Genomic DNA, 26,789 nt, shown 5'->3' with positions numbered 1-26,789 from the left:
CCCCGGCTCAGGCCAGGGAGAGGAAGAGCTTCTCCATGGCGGCCAGGTCGTCCTCGCGCTCGGGATTGTCGGTGGTCAGGCACCGCTGCATGCCGGTGGAGATCAGCGAGAAACCCGCGCGGTCGAGGGCCTTGGAGCAGGCCGAGAGCTGGGTGAGCACCTCGCGGCAGTCACGCTCCTCCTCGATCATGCGGATGACGGCGCCCAGCTGGCCCTGCGCACGGCGCAGGCGCTTGAGGACGGCGTCGAGTTCTTCTGCGGGAATCTCCATCGGGGCTCCTGTTGTGAGGTCTTTGGCACGGGGGTGCTGCATTCACCTTCCCATGAGGCGCCGCAGCAGTCCGGTCCCCTTCTGCTCGGGGTGGCCAGTGCACCACTGGGTGGTGGGCACCGAGGCCTTCACCTGGGCGACGTGCTGGCCGCAACCGGCCCAGGTGGTCTTGTGGCAGGTCTTGCAGGTGACGGGACGGCACATGGGCGTTCTCCTTGGTGGGTCTCGTGCTGTGGGGTTGGTGCTGTGGGGTTTGTACGGGGGTCTGTGTGGAAATCGGGCCCGCGCTGACTTCATTTAATACCCTAGGGGGTATATAGTCAAGACCGTTGGATCCGTCACCCGCGTCCCGGGCCCAGTTCCCCGAAGCCCGCCCCAAGCCCCCGTCAGTGAAGGACAATCGAGCCATGAACCTTGCACCCGAGACCACCCCGAGCCGTCAGATCGTCATTGTCGGTGGCGTCGCCGCTGGCATGTCGGCCGCCGCACGCCTGCGCCGCCTCGACGGTGCCGCCCAGATCACCGTCGTGGAGCGCAGTGGCAACATCTCCTTCGCCAACTGCGGCCTGCCCTACCACGTCGGCGGGGTGATCGAGCAGCGCGACGCCCTGCTGCTGCAGACCCCGCAGGCCATCAAGGCCCGCTTCGACATCGACGTGCACGTGCGCACCGAGGCCGTGCGGATCAACCGGGATGAGCACACCGTCACGGTGCGCCAGCTCGACACCGGTGCGGAACGAGACCTGCCCTACACCGCGCTGGTGCTGGCCCCCGGCGCCACTCCGGTGCGCCCGCCCCTGCCGGGCATCGAGCGCGCCCTGGGCTTGCGCAATGTGGAGGACACCGACGCCATGGTCGCCGCCATCTCGGGTGCGAAGACCGCCGTGGTGGTCGGTGGCGGTTTCATCGGCGTGGAGGTGGCCGAGAACCTGGTGCACAAGGGGCTGCAGGTGGCCCTGGTGGAGGCCACCGCCCAGGTGATGGCCCCGCTGGATCCTGAGATGGTGGCCCCGGTGCACGACGTGCTACGCCAGGCCGGCGTCGACCTCCGGCTGGGGCAGTCGGTGAAGGCCATCGGCGAGTCCGACGTGGAACTGTCCGACGGCACTCGTCTTCCGGCCGACGTGGTGGTGGCCTCGATCGGTGTGAAGCCCGAGTCGGGGCTGGCCCGTGAGGCCGGGCTCGAGCTGGGCGAGCGCGGCGGCATCGTCGTCGACGAGCAGTTCCGCACCAGCGATCCCGACATCTTCGCGGTCGGTGATGCGGTGCACAAGGTCGATGCCGTGGACGGTTCGCCGACCCTGGTGCCGCTGGCCCAGACCGCCAACCTGCAGGGCCGACGCGTCGCCGACGTCATCGCCGGACGCCCGGTGGGTGACCGCCCCGTGCTGGGCACCGCCATCGTCGGCATCTTCGGTCTGCAGGTGGCCAGCACCGGCTGGAACGAGAAGCGGCTGGTGGCCGCGGGTCGTCGGCACCGCATCATCCACACCCACCCGGTGCAGCACGCCGGTTACTACCCGGGCGCGGAACAGATGGCGCTGAAGCTCCTCGTCGATCCCGAGACCGACGCAATCCTGGGGGCCCAGGGGGTGGGCCGCGACGGCGTCGACAAGCGGATCGACGTGATCGCCACCGCCATGAGCGCCGGGCTGACCGCCAGCCAGCTGGCCGAGCTGGAGCTGGCCTACGCCCCGCAGTTCGGTTCTGCCAAGGATCCGGTGAACATGCTCGGCTTCGTCGCCGAGAACCTGGCCACCGGCCTCAGCCAGAACATTCAGTGGCATGAGCTGCAGGCCGCACAGGAGGCCGGCGCCACGGTGCTCGACGTGCGCACCCAGGGGGAGTACGACGCCGGGAACATCCCGGGAGCCATCCTCATCCCGGTCGACGAACTGCGCGGACGCATGGATGAGCTGCCCGAGGGTGAGCTGGTGGTGCACTGCGCCGTCGGTGTGCGCGCCCACGTCGCGGCGCAGATGCTGGCTGAGGCCGGGCGCCGCGGGGTGCGCAACCTGGACGGCGGCTACAAGACGTGGCAGGCGGGCATGGCCAGCCGGGCCTGAGCTGCCGCACGGTCTGCAGTGATTCGTGGTGCGGCTGCCTAGGCTGGCGGGGTGGACGACGCACTGGTGGAGCGCGTGTTGCGCGTGGTCGAGCTGGTCCCGGCGGGCAGCGTGGTGAGCTATGGCGACGTGGCCGCGGCCGTGGGCACGGGTCCGCGGCAGGTGGGTCGGATCATGGCGCAGTGGGGCAGTGAGGTGCCCTGGTGGCGAGTGACCAATGCGGCGGGCCAGCTGCCCGAGGCTTTGCTGCCGCAGGCTCGCCGCCGGTGGCAGGCCGAGGGGATCGCGCTGCTGCCGTCGGGGCGCGGCTGCCGGATCACCGTGCACCGCTGGCCGGACGAGCAGCTGTACCGTGCTGCGGTGGCCGTGGCCGCCGAGGTGCGGGCGCTCAGCAGTGTCGAAGCCGAGACGGGGTGTTGAGCGGGCCGTCGGGCCCCACGTGCACCTGTTCGGTGATTCCGTCGACGCGCACCTCGACCAGGTCATTGGACAGCCAGCGCAGGCCGTCAATCTGCTGCTCGGGCGAACAACCCAGGGTCCAGTAGCGGCTGGTGGCGCCCTGGTTCTCCTGCAGCCTCAGGCGCGTGCTTCGTGCCGGCCCGTCATCCTGGGCAAGCACCAGCTGCCTGCTGCGGTCGGGTGACAGGTAGGCACCCTGCCGTGACTGGGTGGTGACCGGGCTGTTGGTCAGCAGGAGAGTGGCCAGCAACACCAGCCCCGCCACCATCGTCAGCGCCGCGCTGGAGGGGTGGTGACAGGCCACCAGCACCCCAGTGGCCAGGGCCGTGACGCCGGCCACGACCAGCTGGCCGGGTGCGGGCAGCAGCTCGGCGTTCAGGAAGCCGTGCCGGGGTCCACCCAGCAGTGACGAGGCAAGTGCCAGCAAGAGGGCCAGCGAACACAGTCCAGCCCCGATCGCGGCGGGAATGCACGCGCGCGCAGACGGCAGGACGGGCTGGCTCATGCGCCCATGGTGGCATCGCAGGGGGCCCTGTCATTCCAGCACGATGACCGACATAACCAGCCTCTGGCTACGGGCGTCTCCTGTTCAGGAAGGAATCTTCCCTCCGTCTGGAGGGCCAGGTGCCGTGCGCGAGTCTAAGCCTATGCACAGGAGAGGGGCAGGAAGAGGCCTCCCGGGTGAGTTCTCAGCCGTGCCGAGCAGACATCACAGCACCATCGCGGCGACACACCCGGCAGCCAGCAGGGGCAGGTTGAAGTGCAGGAAGGTGGGCAGCACGGTGTCGCGGATGTGGTCATGCTGGCCGTCGGCGTTCAGACCGGAGGTGGGGCCCAGCGTCGAGTCCGAGGCGGGGGAGCCGGCATCGCCCAGCGCGCCGGCGGTGCCGATGATCGAGACCGTCGCCAACGGCGAGAAGCCCATCTGCAGGCACAGCGGGACGAAGATCGTCGTGATGATCGGCAGCGTGCTGAAGGAGCTGCCGATCCCCATGGTGACCAGCAACCCCACCAGCAGCATGACGAAGGCCGCCATCAGGTGGGAGTCGCCGAAGGCCTTGGCGCTGGCGGTGACCAGCGATTCGACCTGGCCGGTGTCCTTCATCACCTGCGCGAAGCCCTGGGCGGAGATCATGATGAAGCCGATCATCGCCATCATCTTCATGCCCGAGTCGAAGACTCCGTCGGCCTCGCTCCACTTGATGACGCGAGCCGCCACGAAGACGGCAAAGCCCACCAGGGCACCCAACAGCAGCGAATCGGCCCAGATCTGAACCACCAGGCACAGCACCACGGCCAGCAGGGCAATGGCGATGTGGTACTTGCTGACGGGCTCGTCCAGGTGGACGTCGCCCTGGCCCTCGACGGGGCGGTCCTGGTAGCTGCGCGGCTTGCGGTAGCTCACCAGGACGGCGACGAGCAGACCACAGAGCATGCCCAGGGCGGGGATCCCCATGGCACTCATCACGTTGATGTTGCTGGTGTCCAGGCCGGCCTGGTTGATGTTCGCCAACAGGATGTCGTTGAGGAAGACATTGCCGAAGCCGTAGGGCAGGTACATGTAGGTGGTGACCAGGCCGAAGGTCATGATGCAGGCCAACAGGCGACGGTCCACGTCGAAGCGGTTGAAGACCAGCAGCAGGGGCGGGATCAGCAGCGGGATGAAGGCGATGTGAATCGGCACCAGGTTCTGGCTCATGATCGCGGCCGCCAGCACCGTCCCCAGCAGCCCCCACTTGAGGAACTTGCCGCGGCTGCCGTCCCCGTCATTGGCCTTGCGGATCACCCAGCTGGCGAAGGCCTGCGGCATGCCGGAGCGGGCGATCGCCACGGCGAAGGCGCCCAGCATCACATAGCTCAACGCGATGGAGGCGCCGTTGGCGATGCCCTCGGTGAAGGACTCCATGGTGCGGGTCATGCCCATGCCGGCACTGATCCCGCCCACCAGGGCTCCGATGATGAGTGAGATCACCACGTGGACCCTCGCGAAGGACAGGGCGAGCATGATGACAACGGCCAGGACGACGGCATTCATGGGCTACTCCAGAGAAAGGAAACGTGGTCACGGTAGTGCTTCGGCCACGCGCTCGTCGCAATGGACCAGGCGGCGGACGGTCGTGGCCTGTCGGTTCTTGCTGAAGCGGAGCTGAACATCGCCCGAAAGGGCTTGTCACGTGATCAGGTGACCGTGAAAGAGGCCCCGCGGGGCCTTCGGGGGCCATTTGTCCCCCCATGGGGGGACATTGCGTGACCCCAAACTGAAGCACAGCTGAAGTGCAGGCCAATGACGACTGCACCGCCCACTTGTGTTCACTGTGGGCAAATCGCCAGTCTTGAGTCATCGCAAGGCACCCGATCGGGGAGACGGTGCCGAGGCAGTCACGGGGGAGGCTCGGGGGAGCCGCTCGGGGGCGTGACTGCTGGCGACGAGGGTTCGGGGGAACCCAAACACCTGGTTCGGGGGAACCGGGAGCGTCCTTCTCGGGGGAGAGCGACGCACACTGATTCGGGGAATCGGTGGATCGGAATCGGGGGATCTCGACCACCAGACCTGTGGGCCCGGATGCCTGGGGGGCATCCGGGCCCAGTTCTGTTCCTGCAAGACACAGTTCTGTTCCTGCAAGACAGCGACTCCCGCGGGCGTACAAGGGCTGTGCCGTCACCCCGCCGAAGCTGTGCCTGACCCTGACGGAACCGATCATGTCGAATGTCGGCAGTCCTGTCCCGTGCGGTCTCGTCCAGCCCGGTCGGTTGTCGTCTCACAGAGGTTGTCGTCTCACAGAGGTGGAAGGAGCGCCAGATGGCGTCGTTGTCTCGACTCGCCGCGGGCGGGGGTTCCTCCCCGTCCCGCGTGGTGCGGCGTTGGACGCGTTCCCTGGCCTTGGCTGCAGCCCTGGTGGTCTACCTGATCAGCATGCCTGCCATGGTGGCCAGCATTGATCGCACCCCGCTCGCCTGGGTGGCCGTGGCCTGCTTCCTCGTCCACCTCGTGATGCTCTTCGTCGCAATGCTGCGCAAGCCCCTGTCGAGCCGATGGTTCTGGAGCTCCGGGGCAGTGCTGGTGCTTGCCTTCCTCACCCTGATGCCGCAGTGGGCCGATGGCGACGGTGGTCAGCTGTGGGCGCCGGGCGGCCTGGGGATGGCCTGGTGCCTCTGGGCCACCATGGTGCTGCCTCCGCGCGTCTACCCCCGAGTGGTCTGGGGCATCTTCGCCGCCCTGGGCCTGATGAACCTCGGGGTGGTGTGGTTCTGGAGCTGGCCAGCGCCGCGCCATGAACTGCTGGTCTCCCTGTGGTTCCTGCTGCCCGGGCTGGTGGTCATGCTGCTGGGCGACGCCCTGCGTCGGGTGGCACACTCCGTGGAGCTCCAGATTGCCGAACGCGAAGGCATCCTCACGGCGGATGGTGCGCACCGTGCCGAGTTGTACGAGCGTGCGGAGGCCGCCCGGCTGCTGCACGACCACGTCCTGCACGCCCTGCACGCCATCTCGCGCATCGGTGACGGCGAGGTCACCGCGCAGATGGCCCAGGAAGAGTGTCGGGTGGCCCTGCATGAACTGGCCCGCCCCCGGGCGACCGAGCCGGCAGCCTCCGTGCGTGACCTGCTGCGTGCCGACGAACTGGTGCAGTCCCTGGGCATCGAGCCGCGTGGCGATGCCGGGGCGGTGCCGGTGGACGTCGCGCACGCCATGGCGGCGGCCGCGCATGAGGCACTGCTGAATGCGAGTGCCCATGCCAAGGCGAACACCATCACCGTCGAGCTGCGCGACGATCCGGCCCAACGCGTGGTGGTACGCGATGACGGTGTCGGTTTTCGGCCCGATCGTGTTCCGAGCTCCCGGCTGGGGCTGCGCAGCTCGGTGCGGGAGCTGATGGCGGCCTTGGGTGGCGCGGCGCGGGTCACCAGCGCTCCCGGTCAGGGCACCGAGGTGGTCCTGAGCTGGCCCCTGCCCGAGGCCTCGCAGCCCGAGCCGGCGTGGGTGCTCGGCACCCAGCGCCTGCTGCGACGCCTGCTGGTGCGTTCCGCGTGGCCGGCGCTGGCCGCAGCCCTGGTCGCGATCCCGGTGATGGCGCCCCTGGGCGGGGGCTGGCCCGTCGTGCTGGTGGTCCTGCCGGCGCTGGTCATCGGGGCCTGGTATTCGTGGTACTTCATCGAGCACCCACCATCGGAACGGATGGCGGGTCTGGTCTTTGTCGCCTCGGTGCTGGTGTGGTCGGGTTGGGTGACGGTGGGGCCCGGCCTGGACAAGCTGGCAAGCCCGCACGACCTGTGGCCCATGTGGGTCTCGGCCGCACTGCTGCACCTGGTGGTGCTGAGCGTACGGGTTCGCCTCGGGCTGGTCGCGGTGGCGGGATGGGTGCTGCTGGTCAGCATCGGGGTCCTGCTGCGCGAACCCGACTTCGCCTGGTTCCGGCTCTATCCGATCGTGGTGATCCCGCTCATCGACGTGTTGATGACCATCGCACTGCTGGACGTCTTCGTAACCCTCGCCTCGGAACACTTCACTCAGCGGGCCCTGGCCGAGGAGAGTCGGCAGCGGCTCGCGCGGCTGCGCCACTCCTCCCAACTGCAGGACCACTGGTCGCAGCAGGTCACCGGGGAGGCAATGCCCCTGATGAGGGCCGTCGCCGCCGAAGGCTCCGTCGTCACCCGGGAACAGATCGACCAGGCGCTCCTGCTCGAGGCCACCTTGCGCGACGAGCTGATCCTCGGCCCGGATGAGGGCAAGATCCTGGCGGTGCTGAACACCCTGCGTCGCGACGGGTGGCACATCAACACGCCCTCGGTGCACCCCGCGGAGCGGGTCTTCCTGGATGCCGTGGCCCACTGGACGGCGCTGATCGGCAAGCCGGACCACTTCAAGCAGGAGGTGAAGGTGACCCTGTCCCACGGCATCGCGACGCTGGTGGTGCTCGACCCGAATGACGAGCAGGTGGCCCTGTGGACTCGCACGGCCGGGCAGCTGGGGGCGCAGCTGGATTCCGACGAGGGGTGGGCCAGGTTGCGGATGAAGCTCCCCGACAAGCCACGGGGTACCTACTGAGTCCTCTGTCCGGGTCTTGTCCGGGTCTTATGTCCGGGGGGCGGGTCTGGACGGCGGACCAACAGGTGGAACGCGGCCAAGGGCAGTGCAGGCCCCGGTTTGTTGCCTGGGATGCGCGGTCACTTGGACTTATCCAGACCACCGTGGGATTGAGAGGCAACAGGTATTGGACCGCCATCGGCAGGATGCCTAGGTTGGCACCAGATCAGCGGACCGGGGCGTTGGAGCTCCGGTCGCTGTTGTCACCGGCCGCGCCGAACCGCACAGGTTGCGCGGGCATCGGCGATCACCACAGCGTCAACGAGGACAGGACCCAATCATGCAGTACCACCACCACGGTTACGTCGCGCACGATCCGCTCGTCAAGGACCCCAAGGGCACCGGGGTCGACCGCACCGAAGAGCTGCCGGACACGATGGACGTGCTCATCGTCGGGGCGGGTCCTGCCGGCATCATCCAGGCGGCCCAGCTCACCAACTACCCGAACATCCACACCCGCATCATCGACAGCCGCCCGGGGCGTCTCGAGGTGGGCCGCGCCGACGGCCTGTGGGCCCGCAGCTGTGAGACCTTCCAGGCCTTCGGCTTCTACGACCGGATCAATGCCGAGGCCCACCGCCTCGTCGACGTGCACTTCTGGGGCCCCAAGCCCGACGACCCCACCGAGATCATGCGCGGCGTGCGCGCCGAGGACCCGCCGTCGACGGTCAGCGAGTTCCCCTTCATCATCGTGAACCAAGCCCGCATCATCGACTACTACGCCGAATATGCCGAGCGTGGCCCGGCCAAGATCAAGCCCAACTACGGGTATGAGTTCCTCTCGCTGGAGACCGACGAGTCGCAGGAGTACCCGGTCAGCGTCAAGCTGCTCGACCCCAAGGGCGAGGAGCGCACGGTGCGGGCCAAGTACGTCGTCGGGTGTGACGGGGCGCGCAGCAAGGTGCGCGCCTGCACCGACATCGAGCTGCAGCGCGACCCGTCGGCCCACGCCTGGGCAGTCATGGACGTGCTCGCCGAGACGACCTTCCCCGACGTCCGCCAGAAGTGCGGCATCCAGTCCGACAAGGACGGCACCATCCTGCTGATCCCCCGTGAGGGCGGCTTCCTGACCCGCTACTACGTCTCGCTGGGCAACATCGACGACAGCAACCGTGCCGAGCTGCGCGCCACCACCTGGCAGGAGGCCGCCGAGCGCGCCAACAAGATCCTGCATCCCTACACGCTCGACGTGAAGGAGGTCACCTGGTACTCCGTCTACGAGGTGCGCCACACCGTCGCCAAGAAGTTCGACGACGTCCCGGTGGACCGGATCGGCAGCCAGAATCCCCGCGTCTTCATCGCCGGCGATGCCTGCCACACCCACAGCGCGAAGGCCGGTCAGGGCATGAACGTGTCCATGCAGGACGGTTGGAACATCGCGTGGAAGCTGGGCCAAGTGCTCGAGGGACGCAGCGATCCGTCGCTGCTGGCCACCTACTCCGCCGAGCGCCAGCAGATCGCCGAGGAGCTCATCGCCTTCGACAAGGCCTGGTCGGGCATGATGTCGAAGCGTCCCGAGGAGCTCGACGATCCGCAGGACATCGGCCGTTTCTACATCGACAACGCCGAGTTCCCCAATGGCTTCGCCACCCAGTACCCGGCCTCGCCGGTCATCGGCGAAAGCACCCACCAGGATCTGGCCAAGGGCTTCCAGATCGGCAAGGCCTTCCAGTCCAACCTCGTGCGTCGGGTGGCCGACACCTCGCCGCGTGAGCTGGGCCACCTGTTCGAGGCCGATGGTCGCTGGCGCCTGTATGCCTTCGCCGACCAGGATCGGACGGCGGTGGCCGAACTGGCCGAGTGGCTGGAGAAGTCCGAGGACTCCCCGGTACGCAAGTTCACCCCGCAGGGCGCGGACATCAACAGCGTCTTCGACGCCAAGGTGATCTACCAGCAGCCCTACACGGAGGTGGAGCTGGCCGACGTGCCGTCCTACTTCCTGCCGAAGATGGGGCCGTACCAGCTCACCGACCGCGAGGAGGTCTTCGCCGCCGATCCCAGCGCCGACATCTTCGACGAGCGCGAGATCTCCCGGGATGGTGCCCTGGTGATCCAGCGCCCGGACATGTACATCGCGCACGTGTTGCCGTTGAGCGCGCGTGAGGAGATCACCGACTTCTTCGCGCAGAGCATGATCAGCCAGCAGGGCTGACCAGCCAGCACGGTTGATCGGTCAACAGGACTGATCTCCCGATCGTCAGTCGCCCGGTTCCGCCACGACAGCGGAACCGGGCGACTGCGCGTCTGCAGGCTGGGGGGGCTGCCGGAAATGCGGGCTCCTCGCTCGGGAATAACCCTGACTCGACCATGGTTGAGCATGGTGAACTCAACTTCATCCTTGAGTCCAATGAACTCAAGCCCTAGGGTTGAGTTCGCAAGGCTCAAGGGGGTCACACCTCGGAGCTGAGAACAAGGAGCTTCCCGGGCAGCTGCCCAGCAGCTCGCCCGCAGTACATCTGTCAGCAACTTTTGGAGGAATCACCATGGCTCGTGCAGTCGGTATCGACCTCGGCACCACCAACTCGGTCGTCGCAGTTCTCGAGGGTGGCGACCCCACTGTCATTCCCAACGCCGAAGGCGCTCGCACCACCCCCTCGGTGGTCGCCTTCTCGAAGACCGGTGAGGTCCTGGTTGGCGAGGTCGCCAAGCGCCAGGCCGTCACCAATGTCGATCGCACCATCCGCTCCGTCAAGCGCCACATGGGCACCGACTGGAGCATCAAGGTCGACGACAAGGACTACAAGCCCCAGCAGATCAGCGCCTTCGTGCTGCAGAAGCTGAAGCGCGACGCCGAGGCCTACCTCGGTGAGCCCGTCACCAATGCCGTCATCACCGTCCCGGCCTACTTCTCCGACGCGGAGCGCCAGGCCACCAAGGAGGCCGGCGAGATCGCGGGCCTGACCGTCGACCGCATCATCAACGAGCCGACCGCTGCCGCCCTGGCCTACGGCCTCGACAAGGACGAGCAGACCGTGCTGGTCTTCGACCTCGGTGGCGGCACCTTCGACGTCTCGCTGCTGGAGATCGCCGACGGCGTCTTCGAGGTGAAGGCCACCAAGGGTGACAACCGTCTGGGCGGTGACGACTGGGACCAGCGCGTCGTCGACTGGCTGGTCACCCAGTTCAAGAACAAGAACGGCATCGACCTGAGCCAGGACAAGATGGCCAAGCAGCGCCTGCAGGAGGCTGCCGAGCGCGCCAAGATCGAGCTGTCCTCCGCCCAGGAGGCCTCCATCAACCTGCCCTACATCACCGCCGGTGCCGAGGGTCCGCTTCACCTGGACGAGAAGCTCACCCGCTCCGAGTTCCAGCGCATGACCCAGGACCTGCTGGACCGCTGCCGCGCTCCGTTCAATGCGGTGATCAAGGACGCCAACACCTCGGTGGACAAGATCGACCAGGTCATCCTGGTGGGTGGCTCCACCCGTATGCCGGCCGTTGCCGAGCTGGTGAAGGAACTGGCTGGCAAGGAGCCGAACAAGGGTGTGAACCCCGACGAGGTCGTCTCGCTGGGCGCCAGCCTGCAGGCCGGTGTGCTGAAGGGTGAGGTCAAGGACGTCCTGCTGCTCGACGTCACCCCGCTGAGCCTGGGCATCGAGACCAAGGGTGGCGTGATGACCAAGATCATCGAGCGCAACACCACGATCCCCACCAAGCGTTCCGAGGTCTTCACCACCGCTGAGGACAACCAGCCCTCGGTGATGATCCAGGTCTACCAGGGTGAGCGCGAGTTCGCCCGCGACAACAAGTCGCTCGGCAACTTCGAGCTGACCGGCCTGATGCCCGCCCCGCGTGGCGTGCCGCAGGTCGAGGTGACCTTCGACATCGATGCCAACGGCATCGTGCACGTCCACGCCAAGGACATGGCCACCGGCAAGGAGCAGAGCATGACCGTCACCGGCGGCTCCGCCCTGGGCAAGGAGGACATCGAGCGCATGATGAAGGATGCCGAGGCCCACGCCGAGGAGGACAAGAAGCGTCGCGAGGCCGTCGAGATGCGCAACGAGGCCGACGCCCTGGCCTTCCGCACCGAGAAGCTGCTGGCCGACAATGCCGAGAACATCGGCGACGACGTCAAGGCTCCCGTCCAGGAGTCGCTCGACAAGTTGAAGGAGACCCTGAAGGGCACCGACAACGACGACGAGGTCAAGGCCGCCATGGAGGACCTGAACGCTAAGGCCTCGGCCATGGGCCAGGCCATGTACGCCCAGGCCCAGGCTCAGCAGGCACAGGAGGCTCCGGCCGAGGGTGCCAGCGCCGAGGGCGAGGCCACCGGCTCGGGCGATGACGACGTCGTGGACGCCGAGATCGTCGACGAGGAGAAGAAGGACAACTGAGGCGGAACCCCGCACCGCGGGGGATCCTGACGCTCCGGTGGGCCCGGGACGCACAGCCGGCCCGGGCCCTTCCGAAGCACCACGATCAATCAGTACGCAGCCATCAGCAAGCAGACATGAGGAGATCATGAGCGAGAACCAGCCGCAGGACCCGCAGACCCCCGACGAGCAGCCCGGGGCCGCCGAGGAGGTCAGCGAGCAGACCCGCCAGGAGATCGACGAGGCCCTTGCCGGTGCCGAGGAGTCGCTCGAGGGCGAGGTGCAGGACGACCGGGAGGCCGAGCTCCAGCAGAAGCTGGACGAGCGCACGCTGGACCTGCAGCGCCTCCAGGCCGAGTACGTCAACTACAAGCGTCGCGTGGACCGTGACCGTGAGGTGGCCAAGCAGGCCGGCGCCGAGAGCATCGTGCGCGACCTGATGCCCGTGCTGGACAGCATCCACATGGCCCGTGAGCACGGTGACCTCACCGGCGGCTTCAAGATGGTGGCCGACGAGCTGTCCAAGCTGGCCGAGAAGCACGGCCTGGTGGCCTTCGGTGAGGTGGGCGACGAGTTCGATCCCAACCTGCACGATGCGCTGATGCAGGTTCCGCTGGAGGGCGCGACCACCACCTGCATCTCGCAGGTGATGCAGCGCGGGTTCCAGATGAATGGCCGCGTGCTGCGGCCGGCCCGCGTCGCCGTGAGCGACCCGGACCCGGCTGCCCAGGCCGACGAGAAGAACTGACCGGACGAGGGGAGGAGGCGCCATGAGCGGCAAGGACTGGGCCGAGAAGGACTACTACAAGACGCTGGGCGTCTCCAAGGACGCCAAGCCGGATGAGATCAAGAAGGCATTCCGCAAGCTGGCGCGGGAGAACCATCCCGACCAGCATCCCGGCGATGCCAAGGCGGAGCAGCGCTTCAAGGACATCAGCGAGGCCAATTCGGTGCTGTCCGACCCCAAGAAGCGCAAGGAGTACGACGACATGCGCCGGATGTTCGCCGGGGGCGGTTTCCGCTTCCCCCGGGGCGGGCAGCCGGGCGGTGCCGCCGGGGGTGTCAACGTCGAGGACCTGTTCCGCAATGCGCAGGCCGGCGGTGGCTTCGGCGACCTGTTCGGTGACCTGTTCACGCAGGCCTCCGGGGCGGGTCCGCGTCGCACCAACCGCGGTGCCCGACGCGGTGCCGACGTCGAGGGCGAGGTCTCGATCAGTTTCACCGACGCCGTCGACGGCACCACGGTGGGCGTGCAGATGGTCTCCGACGACGCCTGTTCGGCCTGCCGCGGCACCGGCGCCAAGGCCGGGACGGTTCCCGAGGTCTGCCTGACCTGTCAGGGGTCGGGGGTGCAGACCTCCACCAGCGGTGGTGTCTTCGCCATCAGCGACACCTGCTCCGACTGCAAGGGGCGGGGCCTGGTGGTCAAGAATCCCTGCGATGTCTGCAACGGTTCCGGCCGCGCCAAGTCGTCCAGGACGATGCAGGTGCGCATTCCGGCCGGGGTCACCGACGGGCAGCGCATCCGGATCAAGGGCAAGGGTTCCCCCGGTGAGAACGGCGGACCTGCCGGCGACCTCTACGTGCTGGTGCACGTGCGGCCCCATCCGGTCTTCGGCCGCAAGGATGACCACGTCACCATCACCGTGCCGGTCACCTATCCCGAGGCTGCCCTGGGCGGTGAGATCGAGGTTCCGACCCTCAAGGGCGGACGCGTGAAGCTGCGCATCCCGGCCGGCACGCCCAATGGCCGCACCTTCCGGGTCCGCGGCAAGGGTGTCCACCGCAAGGACGGCAGCACCGGCGACCAGCTCGTCACCGTGGAGGTGGAGGTGCCCTCCCAGCTGGACGCCTCGTCCAAGGCGGCGCTGGAGGCCTACGCCACGTCCCTCGGCGACCATGATCCCCGGGCGGAGTTGTTCAGGAAGGCGACATGAGTCAGAACTACCCGCAGGTGGTCGACCGCGACGCAGCGATCTTCACGATCGGTGTCGCGGCCGATCTGGCGGGCATGCATCCCCAGACCCTGCGCCAGTACGACCGGATGGGACTGGTGGTTCCCCGTCGTGCCCGTGGACGCGGACGACGCTATTCACCGCGTGACGTCGCGCGCCTGCGCTTGGTGCAACACCTGAGCCAGGAGGAGGGCATCAATCTGGCAGGCATCCAGCGCATCCTGCAGATGGAGGGCGAGATGGAGCAGCTGCGCAGCCAGGTGGAGGATCTCCAGGGCCTGCTCGACCAGGCCCGTGCAGCGCAGGTGGCTGCCCAGCAGCGAGGGGCCCGCCTGTTCACTGCCACGGCGCACGGCTCGGTGCACCTTGGGCGCCATGCAACGGCGCGTCAGCTCGCCCTCCCCGGGCGCTGAGCCAGCCCCACCAGCCCCCTTCGGCAGGGGGCTCGCCTGCACCCGTGGGGTGCGGTCTGAGAGGATCAGGCCCATGGATACCGCAGTTGCCGACACTCTTGGAACCCTGTGCCTGGGCGAGGCCCTCGTCGACGTCGTCATGCGCGACGGCGCGGTGCTGGGGGAACACGTGGGCGGCAGCCCGCTCAACGTCGCCGGCGTGCTGGCCCAGCTGGGGCACCAGGCCACCATCGGTGCGTGGTGGGGTTCGGACGAACGTGGCCGGGCGATCGAGGACCACGCCGCCCGTCACGGTGTCGCCGTCCAGCCCGGCAGCGATGGCGCAAGCCGGACTTCGGTGGCCTACGCTCACCTGGACGAGCAAGGGCGGGCCAGCTATGACTTCGACCTCGAGTGGTCCCTGCCCGACATGTCGAACCTGGCGCGCCACGGCCACCTGCACACCGGGTCGATCGCGGCCACCCTCGAGCCCGGCGGAAGCCAAGTGGTGGAGGCCGTCAAGGCAGTGCGCGGCACTGGCACGGTCAGCTATGACCCCAATGTGCGCCCCTCGCTGATGGAGTCCCCGGCGAAGGTGGTGGAGCGCATCGAGCAGCTCGTCGCCCTGTCCGATGTGGTCAAGGCCTCCGACGAGGACGTGGAGTGGCTCTACCCGGGGCTTCGCGTCGAGGACGTGATGCGACGCTGGGCCGGGCTGGGGCCGGCGCTGGTGGTGGTCACCCGCGGACCCGAGGGAGCCAGCGCCCTGCTGCAGCACAATCGCGACATCCTGCACGTCGAGCAGATGCAGGTGGAGCTGGCCGACACCGTCGGTGCGGGTGATTCCTTCATGGGAGGGCTGCTCTCGGGGCTCCTCGACGCAGGGCTGCTCGGATCGCGGGAGGCGGCCGAACGACTGGCCCAGGCCAGCTGGAACCAGGTGCAGCCCGCGCTGCACCGCGCCGTCATCACCTCGGGCCTGACCGTCAGCCGGGCGGGCGCCCATGCCCCAACCCGCGACGAGGTGCAGGCCGTGATGCAGCAGGACCCCAGCCTGGCGCACTGACCCGAGGCCTCGACAGGCTCGGCCACCGGGAAGGGGATGGGCCTCGACGGGGTCGGCCACCGAGAGTGGGATGGTCCCCGAGCTTGTCGAGGGGCCCCGGCCCCCGAGCCTGTCGAGGGGTTACAGCGCCACCACCTGCACCAGCAGGATCTTGACGATGGTGCCCAGCGCGAACAGGGCGCCATAGGCGCTTTCGATGCGTTCGTCGTTGACCCGGCGATTGGCGAATTCCAGGATGGCGGGCTGTCCGACGAATCCGGCGAAACCGCCCGTCGAACGGGGCGCCGAGAGCCCGATCAGTCGCGCATTTCCCAGCACGATCGCGGCCCCCACCAACAGGCTGAGACCCGAGACCAGGACCAGTTTCATGCCGGTCGGGGTGAAGGCCTGTGAGATGAAGGCCGGGCCCGAGGCCAGGCCAACGGCGGCCAGGAAGATCATCAGCCCCAGTTGGCGCAGGGTGGCGTTGACGGTGCCCGGTAGGTCCCAGCGGAAGGGGCCGGTGCGGTGCAGACTGCCCAGCACCATGCCCACCACCAGCGGACCGGCCGCCGCACCCAACGCAAAGGTGAGCCCGCCCGGCAATGGCACGGAGACCACCCCGGCCAGCAGGCCGACGCTGATGCCCAGGCCCATGGTGAGCGCATCGACCTGGCTGACACGTCGCTCCGAGTCCCCGAAGAAGTCGACCGCGTCGGCGATCTGGTTGGAGGGCACCACGGCCAGCGCCCGGTCACCGGGCTGCAGCACCAGGTCATCGCGGGCCAGCATGTCCAGGTCTCCCCGCCGCACCCGAGTGATCACGCCGTGCAGGTCTGCCTGCACGTTCAGCTCGCCGATGCTGCGGCCCACCACGTGGGGCGAGCTGACCAGGAAGCGTCTGAAGTCCACGTCGCGACGCTGGTGGGTGAGGTCTCCCTGCTGGCTCTCGTGCCCCAGGAAGTGGGTGGCGCGTTCCACATCCGGCGGCATGCCGATCACCAGCACGCGGTCATCGGCCAGCAACTCTCCGCCCGGCCGGGCGATGCGCATGTCCCCGTCGCGCTCCAGGTAGCTGAACTTGACGGCCTGGTTGCGATAACCGGGGATCTCGTCCAGCAGGACGTCACGTTTCACGTGGACGGTGCGAGCCACGATGCCGGCCTCGGCCAGCGACCGGTTGTCACGAGTACCGGGCCAACGTCGTCCCACCACCAGGGCGACGACCACCATGCCCAGCACGACGCCGGTGGGGTAGGCCAGGGCGTAGCCCACGAGCGTGTCACCGGAACCGTCCGTGGCGGTGATCGCGGCATCGATGGCCGGCGAGGTGAGCACTCCGGCGTACAGGCCGGCGACGTGTGCCGGGGTCAGCCCCAGCAGGTGACCCAAGGCCGATGCGCTCCCGGCCATGGCCGCCAGCCCGACCACGCCGGCCAGCATCAACGACCACTGCCGCTTGAGGTCCGAGAGGAAGGTGGAGCCAGCGGCCAAGCCCACGGTGTAGCAGAACAGCACGACGCCCAGGCTCTTCACCTGGTCGAGGTTCTGCCCCAGGCGCGGATCGAAGGCGCCGATCACCAGGCCCATGAACAGGGCACCGGCGGCACCGAAGCGCAGCGGACCAAAACGGATCTGGCCCAGCAGGGCGCCCGTCGAGAGGACGAGCATGAGGGTGAGCAGCGGATGGGCTGCCAAGAAGTCGAACATCGTGCTCCGAGGTGAGGGGACGGCCCCATTGTCCCCCTCCGGGGAAGGGCTGGTCGTTCCCCCTCCGGGGAAGGGTTGGTCGTTCCCCCTCCGGGGGAGGCTCGGTGCCCTTCAGCCGATGTGGTCGTGCACTGCCCTGGCCATCCGAGTGCGGAAGTCGCTCATCAGGGGGCCTCGTCGGCCGGGCAGGTCGTCGGCCCCGTGGAACATGCCCGGCACCAGGTGCACCTCGCACGGCACGTGGGCCTGCTCCAACTCGCGTGCATAGGCCAGCGACTCGTCCAGGAAGAGGTCCAGGTCTCCCACGCCGATCCAGGCCGGTGGCAGGCCGCGGAAATCGGGGCAGCGAGCCGCCACCGCCCACGGGCGGTCCTCGGCCTCGCCGGCCGGGTGGCCCAGGTAGTCACGCCAGGCCTGCAGGTTCTTCTCCGAAGACCACACGGAGGCGCCCTTCAGCGGCTCGTGCGCACCGGTGGTGCGGTCGTCGAGCATCGGGTAGACCAACAGCTGGAAGGCCACCGGCAGCCCGAGGTCACGGGCCCGTTGGGCGAGTTCGGCGGCCAAGCCGCCACCGGCGCTGGCACCACCGACGGCAATCCGGTCTCGGCTGATCGCCAACTCCTCCTGGTGGTCGTACAGCCAGTTGAGGGCGGTCCAGGCATCGTCCAGGGCTGCGGGATAGGGATGCTGCGGGGCGAGCCGGTATTCGACGCTGACGACCAGGACCCCTGCTCCGGCGGCGAGTTCGCTGGCCACTTGGTGGTCGTGGCGCGCCGACCCCGCGACCCGACCGCCACCGTGTAGCCACACCAGGGCGCCGGTGCGGTGTTGTCGGGGGCGGTACAGGTGCAGTTCGAGCGCGCCGCCCGGCCCGTCGATGGTCACCAGCTGATGCCTCACCCCTGCCTCGAGGCCTGCGACGCGCCGGGAGGAGCCGGGCAGCCGCGCCACCAGCTCCTGCAGCGGCGGCAGGGCGGGGAGGGACCGCAGGCCGCGGCGCAGTTCGGGTGCCACCAAGGCGCGAGCCCTGTGATTGGCGCGTACTCGTTCGACCGGATTGTTCATCTGCTCTCCTGCCAGGTGCGGTGTCGGCCATCGCAGTGGGGTCAGTCCAGTGTGCCGCCTTCCGCCGTTCACGGCAGGCACGGGGCATGATGGGCAGGTGAGCACATCCCATGCCCCCACCGTGCTGGTGGTCGAGGACGATCGGCAGGCCAGCGACCTGCTGGCAGAGATCCTGGGCGAGCGCGGAATGCGCGTGGTCCAGGCCTTCACCGGCCCCGATGGCATCCGACTGGCCCATCAGGAGCGTCCCGACCTGGTGCTGCTCGACCTGATGCTGCCCTTCAAGAGCGGCGACGAGGTGCTGCGTGCCATCCGTTGTGAGAGCCAGGTGCCGGTGCTAGTGGTCTCGGCACGGGAAACCACGCGCACCAAGATCGACCTGCTGAACCTGGGCGCCGACGACTACATCACCAAGCCCTTCGACGTCGACGAGGTGGTTGCCCGGGTGGAGGCGGCTTTGCGCCGCTCACAAGGGGCGCCACTGGTTCGTACCCTCCATCGGGTGGGGGCCATCGAACTGGACGAGCAGGCGTGGACGGTGAGCGTCGACGGCCATCCACTGGAATTGACCGCCACCGAGTTCGGTCTGCTCACCGCGCTGGTGCGAGACCCGCGCATCGTGCATCCCAAGGCGCGGTTGTATGCCCAGGTCTGGGGCGACGAGTCGGGCTACGACGAGCGCATCGTCAATGCCCACATGCACAACCTGCGTCGCAAGATCAGGGAGGCAGCCGACCTTGACCCGGTCAAGACGGTTTGGGGCATCGGCTACACCCTGCGAGACTAGGGGATTTCCCGAGCCAGCGGGGATCCACAGCAAGATCTGCAGGCCAGGCCTGCCCGCTTGGGGATTCTTGGCAGAGTCTTGAGGTCCTTCTTGACAATTCCTTGACACCTGCCCACCAGAGTGGGGGTCATGGACGAGATGGTGGTGCAAACGGCAGGGCTGACCAAGCAGTACGGCAAGGCCAAGGCCCTGGATGGGGTGGGGATCGAGATTCCCCGCGGTGAGATCTATGGCCTGGTGGGGCAGAACGGCGCGGGGAAGACGACCCTGATCCGACTGCTCACCGGTCTGGCGCGGCCCACGTCGGGCTCGCTGTCGCTGTTCGGGACCAGCGGTTCGGCCCTGTCAAGGCAGCGTTCCCGCATTGGTGCCCTCATCGAGGCCCCCGCCCTGAGCCTGGACCTTTCGGCCAGTCAGAACCTGGAGGCGCTGCGGATGCAACGCGGACTGGCGGGCCGGCACTGGGTGGACCAGGCACTCGAACTGGTGGGCCTGCAGGATGCCGGAGGCAAGCGCGCGAGGGACTTCTCCCTGGGCATGCGACAGCGCTTGGGGCTGGCGGTCGCGCTGTTGGGCAATCCCGAGCTGCTGATCCTGGACGAACCGGTGAACGGTCTTGATCCCATGTGGATGACGAGGATTCGCGAGGAACTTGTGCGTCTCACCCATGAGGAGGGCGTGACGGTGCTGATCTCTTCGCACTTGCTGGCCGAACTCGACCTGTTCGCCACGCGGTACGGCTTCATCCACCATGGCCGGCTGGTGAGGCAACTGACCGCCCGCGAACTGCACCAGGAGTGCCAGCGCACCCTGCGGATCACCACCAACGACCAGGCCCGGGCCTCGACGGTGCTGGAGGAGACGTTGGGGATCCGCGGCTACCGGCTGGGAGACGACGGCCAGCTCATGCTGGCCGACCATCTCGACGACGCGGCCCGCATCAATGCCGCGCTGGTGCAGGCCGGAATCCAGGTGAGTGCGCTGGAAGTGCGCGGCGCATCACTCGAGGAGTACTTCGCCGAGCTCGTGAAGGGAGCCTGACGTGTTCACGAACATCCTGCGCGCCGACATCTATCGGTTGGCCCGCTCACAATTCGTCCGGGTGACGGCCGTGGCCTTCCTGGTGGTGATCGGCCTCTACTGCGTCTTCAACTTCGCAGACCACAGCGAGACCTCCTTCGCCTTTGGCGGTGTCGTGGGCACGGCGGCCGATGGCACTCCGCTGATCGACGGTTTCGTCGGCTTCAGCTACCTCGACCCGGACAATCCCCGATTCTGGGAACTGGTCTACTCGGCCACCTGCTTCACCGCCGCGACGCTGTTCGCGATCCCCATCACCGGCATGATGATCACTTCGGCCGATGACCAGAACGGCATCACCAAGATCGCCGTCGCACAGGGGCAGTCCCAGAGCCTGCTCTACCTCTCCAAGGTGGTGCTCTCGGTGCTGGTGACCGGCACCTTGTGGGCCCTGCACAATGTCATCACCCTGCTGCTCACCCTCAGCCGTGAGAACGCCTCCTTCAACGGTGACGAGCTTCGACGCTGGGCCCTGACCTGCCTGTTGATCTTCCTGCCCCTGGTGGTGTTGATGTTGCTGGTGAGCCTGGTCACCCTGGTGACCGGATCGCGGGTGACCGGTCTGGTGGTGATGGTGCTGCTGATCTTCACCGCGCCCTTCCTTGCCACCCTGGCCCAGTCGCGCCCCTCGACGCTGCTCGACGTCGTCCTGGGGGTCAATCCGGTCTGGCATGCCAACCGGGTCACGCGTTACTGGTCGCAGACCCAGATCCTGGGACACACCTGGTTGATGTTCGTGGTCGGGAGCGTGCTGCTGCTGGGGGCCAGCATCGCGTGGCTTCGCCGGCGTGAGCTGAGCTGACTGCAAGACTGGCGTCATGACGGGCTGGATCCTTGCCGCAGTGCTGGCGGCAGTGGCGATCTGGTCCGTCATGCGCCTGCGGGGGCTGCACCGTGAGATCGCCTCCGTGCGTGGACAGCTGGCCGAGCACCGAGCCACTGGATCGGCCCAGCCCCTGACCGTCGTGGTGCGCGACGACGAGCTGGAACACCTGGCCGCCGAGGCGGGTGCCGCCATCCAGCAACAGCGAGCCCTGGCGGTGCGGGGCAGGGCCAGGGAGGCCCGGCTGCGGCGTGAGATCGCAGACATCTCCCATGACCTGAAGACCCCGCTGATCGCCGTGCGTGGCTACCTGCAACTGGTCCAGCGCGACGGGGCGGCGGCCGACACCTCGCCCCGCCGGTTGCAGACGGTGCTGGAGCGCGTCGACGACCTGGGGCGGCTGGTGGACGACTTCTTCGAACTGAGCGTGCTGGACGCCTCCGACCGGACACTGGAACTGGGGCCGGTGGACGCCACGCAGGTGGTCGGCGAGGTACTGCTGGGCTTCTACGTCGCCTTCGAGAACAAGCAGATCGAGCCGCAGGTGCAGATCCCCGGCCAGCCGCTGATGGTGCAGGCGGAGGAAACCGCCCTGGCTCGGGTGGTGCGCAACCTGGTCGCCAATGCGCTGGCCTACACCAGCGAAGGGGTGGCGGTGACGCTGTCGGATGCCGGTGCCGCGGTGGAGCTGGTGGTCAGCAATGACGTGGAGGGCCTGGACGAGGCCGAGGTGGAGCGGCTCTTCGAGCGCTTCTACCGCGCGGATCGGGCCCGCACCGGCCCGCACGCCGGGCTGGGGCTGTCGATCGTGCAGGAACTGGTGCGGCAGATGGATGGCAGCGTCCACGGTGAGCTGCGGGCGGGGCGGTTGGTGATCACCGTGTCTCTGCCCTGCGCGAAGGCCACGAAGACTGTCGGTGGGGCCCTCTAGTCTGGAGACATGCGTGAACTGCAGAAGGTGATCATCGACGAGATGGGCGTCAAGCCCACCATCGACCCCGCCGAGGAGGTCGAGCGTCGCGTCCAGTTCCTGTGTGACTACGTGAAGGCCACCCACACCAAGGGTTTCGTGTTGGGCATCTCCGGTGGCCTCGACTCGACGCTGGCCGGTCGCCTGGCGCAGCTGGCCGTCGACCGACTGCGCTCCGAGGGAGTCGAGGCCGACTTCGTCGCGGTGCGGCTGCCGCATGGCGTGCAGGCCGACGAGGCCGATGCCGCCGCGGCGATGCGCTGGGTGGATGCCAGTACCGAGGTGACCATCAACATCAAGGCCGCCACGGATGGTCTGGAGGAGGCCTTCGAAGCGGGCACCGGACTGCAGATCAGTGACTTCAACAAGGGCAACGTGAAGGCCCGCCTGCGGATGGTGGCGCAGTACGCCATCGCCGGGGAACGCAACCTGTTGGTGATCGGCACCGACCACGGCGCCGAGTCGACCGTCGGCTTCTTCACCAAGTTCGGTGACGGCGGTGCCGACATCCTGCCGTTGTTCACGCTCGACAAGGGGCAGAACCGCCAGTTGCTCCAGCATCTGGGCGCTCCCGAGCAGCTGTGGAAGAAGGTGCCCACCGCGGACCTGCTGGACGACCAGCCGCTGCGCACCGACGAGGACGAGCTGGGCATCACCTACGACGAGATCGACACCTACCTGCAGGGTGGTGAGATCTCCGAGGAGTCGGCCGAACTGCTCGAGCAGAAGTACCTGCGCAGCCGTCACAAGCGCACCACGCCCGTGACCATCGTCGACACCTGGTGGAGGTGAGCCCAGTGATGGACGGCAAGAATTCCTGCCGCGGTCTGGCCGCGGCCGCCGTGCTGGCGCTGGTCGTGACCGGCTGCAGCGCTCCAGGCCAGGAGACCTCCTCCGATCCCGCCTCATCCAGCCCCTCCGCGGCGGGGGCCTCGCCCTCTGCGCCTGCCTCAGCTGGCCCGGACGGCAAGGGCGGCGCATCGCCGCAGTCCGCGACGGACGGGCCGTGGATCGAGGTGGCCAAGAAGGTCTCGCCGAGCGTGGTGGCCATCTCCGTGCAGGGCGCCCGCGGGGCCTCGTCCGGTTCGGGCGTCGTGCTCGACAAGCAGGGTCTGGTGGTCACCAACCACCACGTGATCCAATCGGCGGCCCGCGGCGGCCAGATCCTGGTCACCCTGCACGACGAACGCGTCGTGGAGGCCGAGGTGATCGGTTCCGATCCGGCCAGCGACCTGGCCGTGCTGCGCATGTCCAAGCCCCCGAAGGGGCTGGCCCCGATCGCACTGGGCAGCTCCGACGAGCTGGTCGTCGGCGATCCGGTGATGGCCGTCGGCAACCCCCTGGGGCTGGCCGGCACGGTGACCACCGGCATCGTGAGCGCCCTCAACCGGCCGGTGACGGCGGGTGACCGCTCGCCGACCTCCGGCGGGGGAGAGCCCGTGGTGACCAATGCGATCCAGACGAGCGCGCCGGTCAACCCGGGCAATTCCGGTGGCGCGCTGGTGGACTCCGAGGGCCGGCTGGTAGGCATCAACTCCTCGATCGCCACCCTGGGTGAGGGGTCCGGCAACATCGGCATCAGTTTCGCCATCACCGTCAAGCAGATGCGCTCGGTGGTCGACCAGATCGTGCAGACCGGTTCGGCCAAGCACTCCTACCTGGGTGCCGGCGTCACCGACGCGATCGTCGAGGTGGACGGGGAGCGCCGCTGGGCCGCCGGCATCGTGCGGGTGGAGCAGGACAGCGCCGCGGCCCAGGCCGGACTGCGGGAACGCGACGGGGTCCTGGCCATCGACGGGGAGGCCGTCGATTCGGCCTTGGCGTTGATCGCGCAGATCCGTGAGCGTCCCGTGGGTGAGAAGGTCCAGCTCACCGTGGCGCGGGATGGCAAGCAGCAGAAGGTGGAGGTCACCCTGGCGGCGCGTCCCAGCTGATCGCTGGCGGCTGCCGGTCACAGGCTGTCCGCGGCACTGTGGCTGGCCTCGCTCGCGGAGCCGCTGGGCGTGACCGAGGTGGTGGGCCAACCGAAGCTGGGTTGAGTCGCCTCGGCTCAAGGTGGAATAAACTGGATTCGATCGGGGTTGAGTCAGACGTACTCAACTTTCAGATCGCCGGCTGGCAGTGCCTGCCGCGCGGTATCGCCACCGAAGACAGAAGGAACCCATGGACACCGAGAAGCTCACCACCATGAGCCGGGACGCACTCTCGGCTGCACTCCGCAATGCCCTGGCCAACGGCAATCCGTCCGCCGAGGCGGTGCACCTGCTGCACGCCCTGTTGCTGGTGCCCGACAACACCGTCGCGCCGCTGCTGGCCTCCATCGACGTCGACCCCACCAAGGTCAGCGCCGCCGCCCAGGCGGCCATCAAGAAGCTGCCCAGTGCCCAGGGCAACTCCGTCAGCCAGCCGCAGCTGTCCGGTGCGCTGGCGCGCGTGCTGGCCGACGCCGAACTGCGCGCCGACGAGCTGGGGGACTCCTATGTCTCCACCGAGCACCTGTTGCTCGCCCTGACCGCCGTCACCAGCGAGGCCAGCAAGATCCTGCTGGACGCGGGGGCCAGCGTCGACAAGCTCAACCAGGCCTTCGCCGAGAGCCGTGGTGACCGCCGCGTCACCAGCCCGGAGGCCGAGGGCGGCGAATCCGCCCTGGCGAAGTACTCCGTCGACCTCACCGAGCGTGCCCGCGACGGCAAGCTCGATCCCGTGATCGGTCGCGATCAGGAGATTCGGCGCGTCGTGCAGGTCCTGGCCCGCCGCACCAAGAACAACCCGGTGCTGATCGGCGAGCCCGGCGTCGGCAAGACCGCCGTCGTCGAGGGCCTCGCCCAGCGCGTGATTGCCGGCGACGTGCCCGACTCGCTGAAGGGTCGCCGCGTGGTGAGCCTCGACCTGTCGAGCATGGTCGCAGGCGCCAAGTACCGCGGTGAGTTCGAAGAGCGACTCAAGGCCGTGCTGAAGGAGATCAAGGAGGCCGAGGGGCAGATCGTCACCTTCATCGACGAGCTGCACACCGTCGTCGGTGCCGGCGCGGGCGGCGAGGGTGCCATGGATGCAGGCAACATGCTCAAGCCCATGCTGGCCCGCGGCGAGCTGCGCATGATCGGCGCCACCACGCTCGACGAGTACCGCGAGCACATCGAGAAGGATCCGGCCCTGGAGCGTCGCTTCCAGCAGGTCTACGTGGGGGAGCCGACGGTGGAGGACACCATCGCCATCCTGCGCGGCCTGCGTGAACGCTACGAGGCGCACCACAAGGTGCGGATCACCGACAGCGCCCTGGTGGCCGCCGCCAGCCTGTCCAACCGCTACATCACCAACCGGCAGCTGCCCGACAAGGCCATCGACCTGATCGACGAGGCCGCCAGCCGGCTTCGCATGGAGATTGACTCCTCTCCGGAGGAGATCGACGCGCTGCGCCGCCAGGTGGACCGGATGAAGATGGAGCAGTTCGCCGTCGAGAAGGAACAGGACGCGGCCAGCAAGGCCCGGCTGGAGCGGCTGAACCAGGAGCTGGCCGATGCCGAGGAGGAGCTGCGCGCCCTCGAGTCCCGCTGGGAGTCCGAGAAGGCCGGCCTGAACCGGGTTGGCGACCTGAAGGAGCAGATCGACAAGCTGCGCGGCGAGGCCGAGCGCTTCCTGCGTGAAGGTGACCTGGCCAAGGCCGCCGAGATCCAGTACGGGCAGATCCCCGCCCTGGAGAAGGAGCTCGAGGCGGCCAGCCAGGCCGAGGCCGAGCAGCAGAAGACCTCCATGGTCTCCGAGGAGGTCGCCAGCTCCGACATCGCCGAGGTGGTCAGCGCCTGGACCGGAATCCCGGTCGGCAAGATGCTGCAGGGCGAGAGCGAGAAGCTGCTCAACATGGAGGGCCACATCGGCGAGCGCCTCATCGGCCAGAAGCAGGCGGTCAAGGCCGTCGCGGACGCCGTGCGTCGCAGCCGTGCCGGGATCAGCGACCCGAATCGCCCCACCGGCAGCTTCCTCTTCCTCGGCCCGACGGGCGTGGGCAAGACCGAGCTGGCGAAGTCTCTGGCCGACTTCCTCTTCGACGACGAGACCGCCATGGTGCGCATCGACATGAGCGAGTACTCGGAGAAGCACTCGGTCAGCCGGCTGGTGGGTGCGCCTCCCGGTTACGTCGGCTACGAGGAGGGTGGCCAGCTCACCGAGGCCGTGCGGCGCCGCCCCTACAGCGTGGTGCTGCTCGACGAGGTGGAGAAGGCCCACCCCGACCTGTTCAACATCCTGCTGCAGGTGCTCGACGACGGTCGCCTCACCGACGGCCAGGGCCGCACCGTGGACTTCCGCAACACCATCCTCATCCTGACCTCGAACCTGGGAAGCCAGTTCCTGGCCGACCAGAACCTGGACAAGGATGCCAAGCACGAGGCCGTGATGGGCGTCGTCCGTGGTGCCTTCCGTCCGGAGTTCCTGAACCGTCTGGACGAGGTCGTGATGTTCGATCCGCTGACCCAGGAGGACCTGACGCACATCGTCGAGACCAACCTGGCCAAGCTCAACAACCGGCTGGCCGAGCGTCGCATCACCATCCAGGTGAGCGAGGCGGGCAAGCAGTGGCTGGCGGCCAAGGGCTTCGACCCGGTCTACGGCGCCCGCCCGCTGCGTCGCCTGGTGCAGACCACGGTCGAGGACCAGATGGCCCGCAAGATGCTCGCCGGTCAGATCGCCGACGGTGACACCGTCACCTTCGACGTCGACGAGGCCAGCGACGAGCTGCACATCAGCTGAGCGGGGCCCGATGCACGCCGG

At 68.1% G+C, this 26,789-nt stretch carries 22 protein-coding genes; 16 read left to right on the top strand and 6 right to left on the bottom strand.

The features are described 5' to 3' along the window. Positions 1-7 precede the first annotated feature (7 nt). Both ACOAMO_RS02345 and ACOAMO_RS02340 read right to left on the bottom strand, forming a co-directional pair. Entirely contained in the window at positions 8-271 is a 264-nt protein-coding gene (locus ACOAMO_RS02345; RefSeq protein WP_420175991.1) for a metal-sensitive transcriptional regulator, read from the bottom strand. Between the two features lie 42 nt (positions 272-313). Continuing rightward, positions 314-475, bottom strand: a complete 162-nt coding sequence (locus tag ACOAMO_RS02340) for a hypothetical protein (RefSeq protein WP_420175990.1) — start codon at positions 473-475, stop codon at positions 314-316. Between the two features lie 203 nt (positions 476-678). Here ACOAMO_RS02340 and ACOAMO_RS02335 point away from each other — a divergent pair, with 203 nt between their 5' ends. After that, entirely contained in the window at positions 679-2,337 is a 1,659-nt protein-coding gene (locus ACOAMO_RS02335) for an FAD-dependent oxidoreductase (RefSeq protein ID WP_420175989.1), read from the top strand. A gap of 51 nt (positions 2,338-2,388) precedes the next feature. Next, positions 2,389-2,757 (top strand): MGMT family protein, encoded by a 369-nt coding sequence (locus ACOAMO_RS02330; RefSeq protein WP_420175988.1) that lies wholly within the window; start codon positions 2,389-2,391, stop codon positions 2,755-2,757. On the opposite strand, the gene ACOAMO_RS02325 is transcribed toward ACOAMO_RS02330, so the two are convergent. Both ACOAMO_RS02325 and ACOAMO_RS02320 read right to left on the bottom strand, forming a co-directional pair. Further along, on the bottom strand, positions 2,726-3,301 hold the full coding sequence (locus ACOAMO_RS02325; RefSeq protein ID WP_420175987.1) for a hypothetical protein: 576 nt from the start codon (positions 3,299-3,301) through the stop codon (positions 2,726-2,728). The genes ACOAMO_RS02330 and ACOAMO_RS02325 overlap by 32 nt on opposite strands. A 204-nt stretch (positions 3,302-3,505) precedes the next feature. Continuing rightward, positions 3,506-4,831: a Na+/H+ antiporter family protein gene (locus ACOAMO_RS02320; protein WP_420175986.1), complete on the bottom strand. Its 1,326-nt coding sequence runs from the start codon at positions 4,829-4,831 to the stop codon at positions 3,506-3,508. A 765-nt stretch (positions 4,832-5,596) separates the two neighbouring features. On the opposite strand from ACOAMO_RS02320, the gene ACOAMO_RS02315 reads away from it, so the two are divergent. The 7 genes from ACOAMO_RS02315 (at position 5,597) to ACOAMO_RS02285 (ending at position 15,608) form a co-directional block, all read left to right on the top strand. Continuing rightward, positions 5,597-7,840, top strand: coding sequence for a sensor histidine kinase (locus ACOAMO_RS02315; protein ID WP_420175985.1), 2,244 nt, complete (start codon positions 5,597-5,599; stop codon positions 7,838-7,840). Positions 7,841-8,159: 319 nt separating this feature from the next. Further along, positions 8,160-10,031, top strand: coding sequence for an FAD-dependent monooxygenase (locus tag ACOAMO_RS02310; RefSeq protein ID WP_420175984.1), 1,872 nt, complete (start codon positions 8,160-8,162; stop codon positions 10,029-10,031). 331 nt (positions 10,032-10,362) lie between these two features. Next, a complete protein-coding gene (gene dnaK / locus ACOAMO_RS02305; protein ID WP_420175983.1) occupies positions 10,363-12,216 on the top strand; it encodes a molecular chaperone DnaK in 1,854 nt (617 codons plus the stop codon). A gap of 127 nt (positions 12,217-12,343) precedes the next feature. Continuing rightward, a complete protein-coding gene (locus ACOAMO_RS02300; RefSeq protein WP_420175982.1) occupies positions 12,344-12,943 on the top strand; it encodes a nucleotide exchange factor GrpE in 600 nt (199 codons plus the stop codon). 22 nt (positions 12,944-12,965) lie between these two features. Further along, positions 12,966-14,132: a molecular chaperone DnaJ gene (gene dnaJ, locus ACOAMO_RS02295; RefSeq protein ID WP_420175981.1), complete on the top strand. Its 1,167-nt coding sequence runs from the start codon at positions 12,966-12,968 to the stop codon at positions 14,130-14,132. Next, complete coding sequence (locus tag ACOAMO_RS02290) at positions 14,129-14,563, top strand: heat shock protein transcriptional repressor HspR (RefSeq protein WP_420175980.1); 435 nt, start codon at positions 14,129-14,131, stop codon at positions 14,561-14,563. Before dnaJ ends, ACOAMO_RS02290 begins: the two co-directional genes overlap by 4 nt. 73 nt (positions 14,564-14,636) lie before the next feature. After that, the gene (locus tag ACOAMO_RS02285) at positions 14,637-15,608 is read left to right on the top strand and encodes a carbohydrate kinase family protein (RefSeq protein WP_420175979.1); all 972 of its coding nucleotides are present in this window, start codon (positions 14,637-14,639) and stop codon (positions 15,606-15,608) included. Between the two features lie 120 nt (positions 15,609-15,728). Here the strand turns inward: ACOAMO_RS02285 and ACOAMO_RS02280 are convergent, their stop codons facing one another. After that, the gene (locus tag ACOAMO_RS02280) at positions 15,729-17,297 is read right to left on the bottom strand and encodes an aspartate:alanine exchanger family transporter (RefSeq protein WP_420175978.1); all 1,569 of its coding nucleotides are present in this window, start codon (positions 17,295-17,297) and stop codon (positions 15,729-15,731) included. A gap of 111 nt (positions 17,298-17,408) precedes the next feature. After that, entirely contained in the window at positions 17,409-18,362 is a 954-nt protein-coding gene (locus ACOAMO_RS02275) for an alpha/beta hydrolase (RefSeq protein ID WP_420175977.1), read from the bottom strand. A 97-nt stretch (positions 18,363-18,459) separates the two neighbouring features. Between ACOAMO_RS02275 and ACOAMO_RS02270 the strand changes: the two genes are divergently transcribed. The 7 genes from ACOAMO_RS02270 (at position 18,460) to clpB (ending at position 26,768) form a co-directional block, all read left to right on the top strand. Then, positions 18,460-19,149, top strand: a complete 690-nt coding sequence (locus ACOAMO_RS02270) for a response regulator transcription factor (protein ID WP_420175976.1) — start codon at positions 18,460-18,462, stop codon at positions 19,147-19,149. A gap of 129 nt (positions 19,150-19,278) precedes the next feature. Next, positions 19,279-20,190: an ABC transporter ATP-binding protein gene (locus tag ACOAMO_RS02265; RefSeq protein ID WP_420175975.1), complete on the top strand. Its 912-nt coding sequence runs from the start codon at positions 19,279-19,281 to the stop codon at positions 20,188-20,190. A gap of 1 nt (position 20,191) precedes the next feature. Further along, positions 20,192-21,031, top strand: a complete 840-nt coding sequence (locus ACOAMO_RS02260; protein ID WP_420175974.1) for a hypothetical protein — start codon at positions 20,192-20,194, stop codon at positions 21,029-21,031. 16 nt (positions 21,032-21,047) lie between these two features. Next, positions 21,048-21,983, top strand: coding sequence for a sensor histidine kinase (locus tag ACOAMO_RS02255; RefSeq protein WP_420175973.1), 936 nt, complete (start codon positions 21,048-21,050; stop codon positions 21,981-21,983). A 9-nt stretch (positions 21,984-21,992) separates the two neighbouring features. After that, complete coding sequence (nadE, locus tag ACOAMO_RS02250) at positions 21,993-22,814, top strand: ammonia-dependent NAD(+) synthetase (RefSeq protein WP_420175972.1); 822 nt, start codon at positions 21,993-21,995, stop codon at positions 22,812-22,814. An 8-nt stretch (positions 22,815-22,822) separates the two neighbouring features. Then, a complete protein-coding gene (locus ACOAMO_RS02245) occupies positions 22,823-23,956 on the top strand; it encodes a S1C family serine protease (RefSeq protein ID WP_420175971.1) in 1,134 nt (377 codons plus the stop codon). Positions 23,957-24,185: 229 nt separating this feature from the next. Then, a complete protein-coding gene (gene clpB / locus ACOAMO_RS02240) occupies positions 24,186-26,768 on the top strand; it encodes an ATP-dependent chaperone ClpB (protein WP_420175970.1) in 2,583 nt (860 codons plus the stop codon). Positions 26,769-26,789 lie beyond the last annotated feature (21 nt).

Source organism: Luteococcus struthionis, assembly GCF_048595755.1.
Lineage (GTDB): Bacteria > Actinomycetota > Actinomycetes > Propionibacteriales > Propionibacteriaceae > Luteococcus.
Note: the sequence above shows the minus strand (reverse complement) of the source record. Positions and strands in the feature narration are given on the sequence as shown.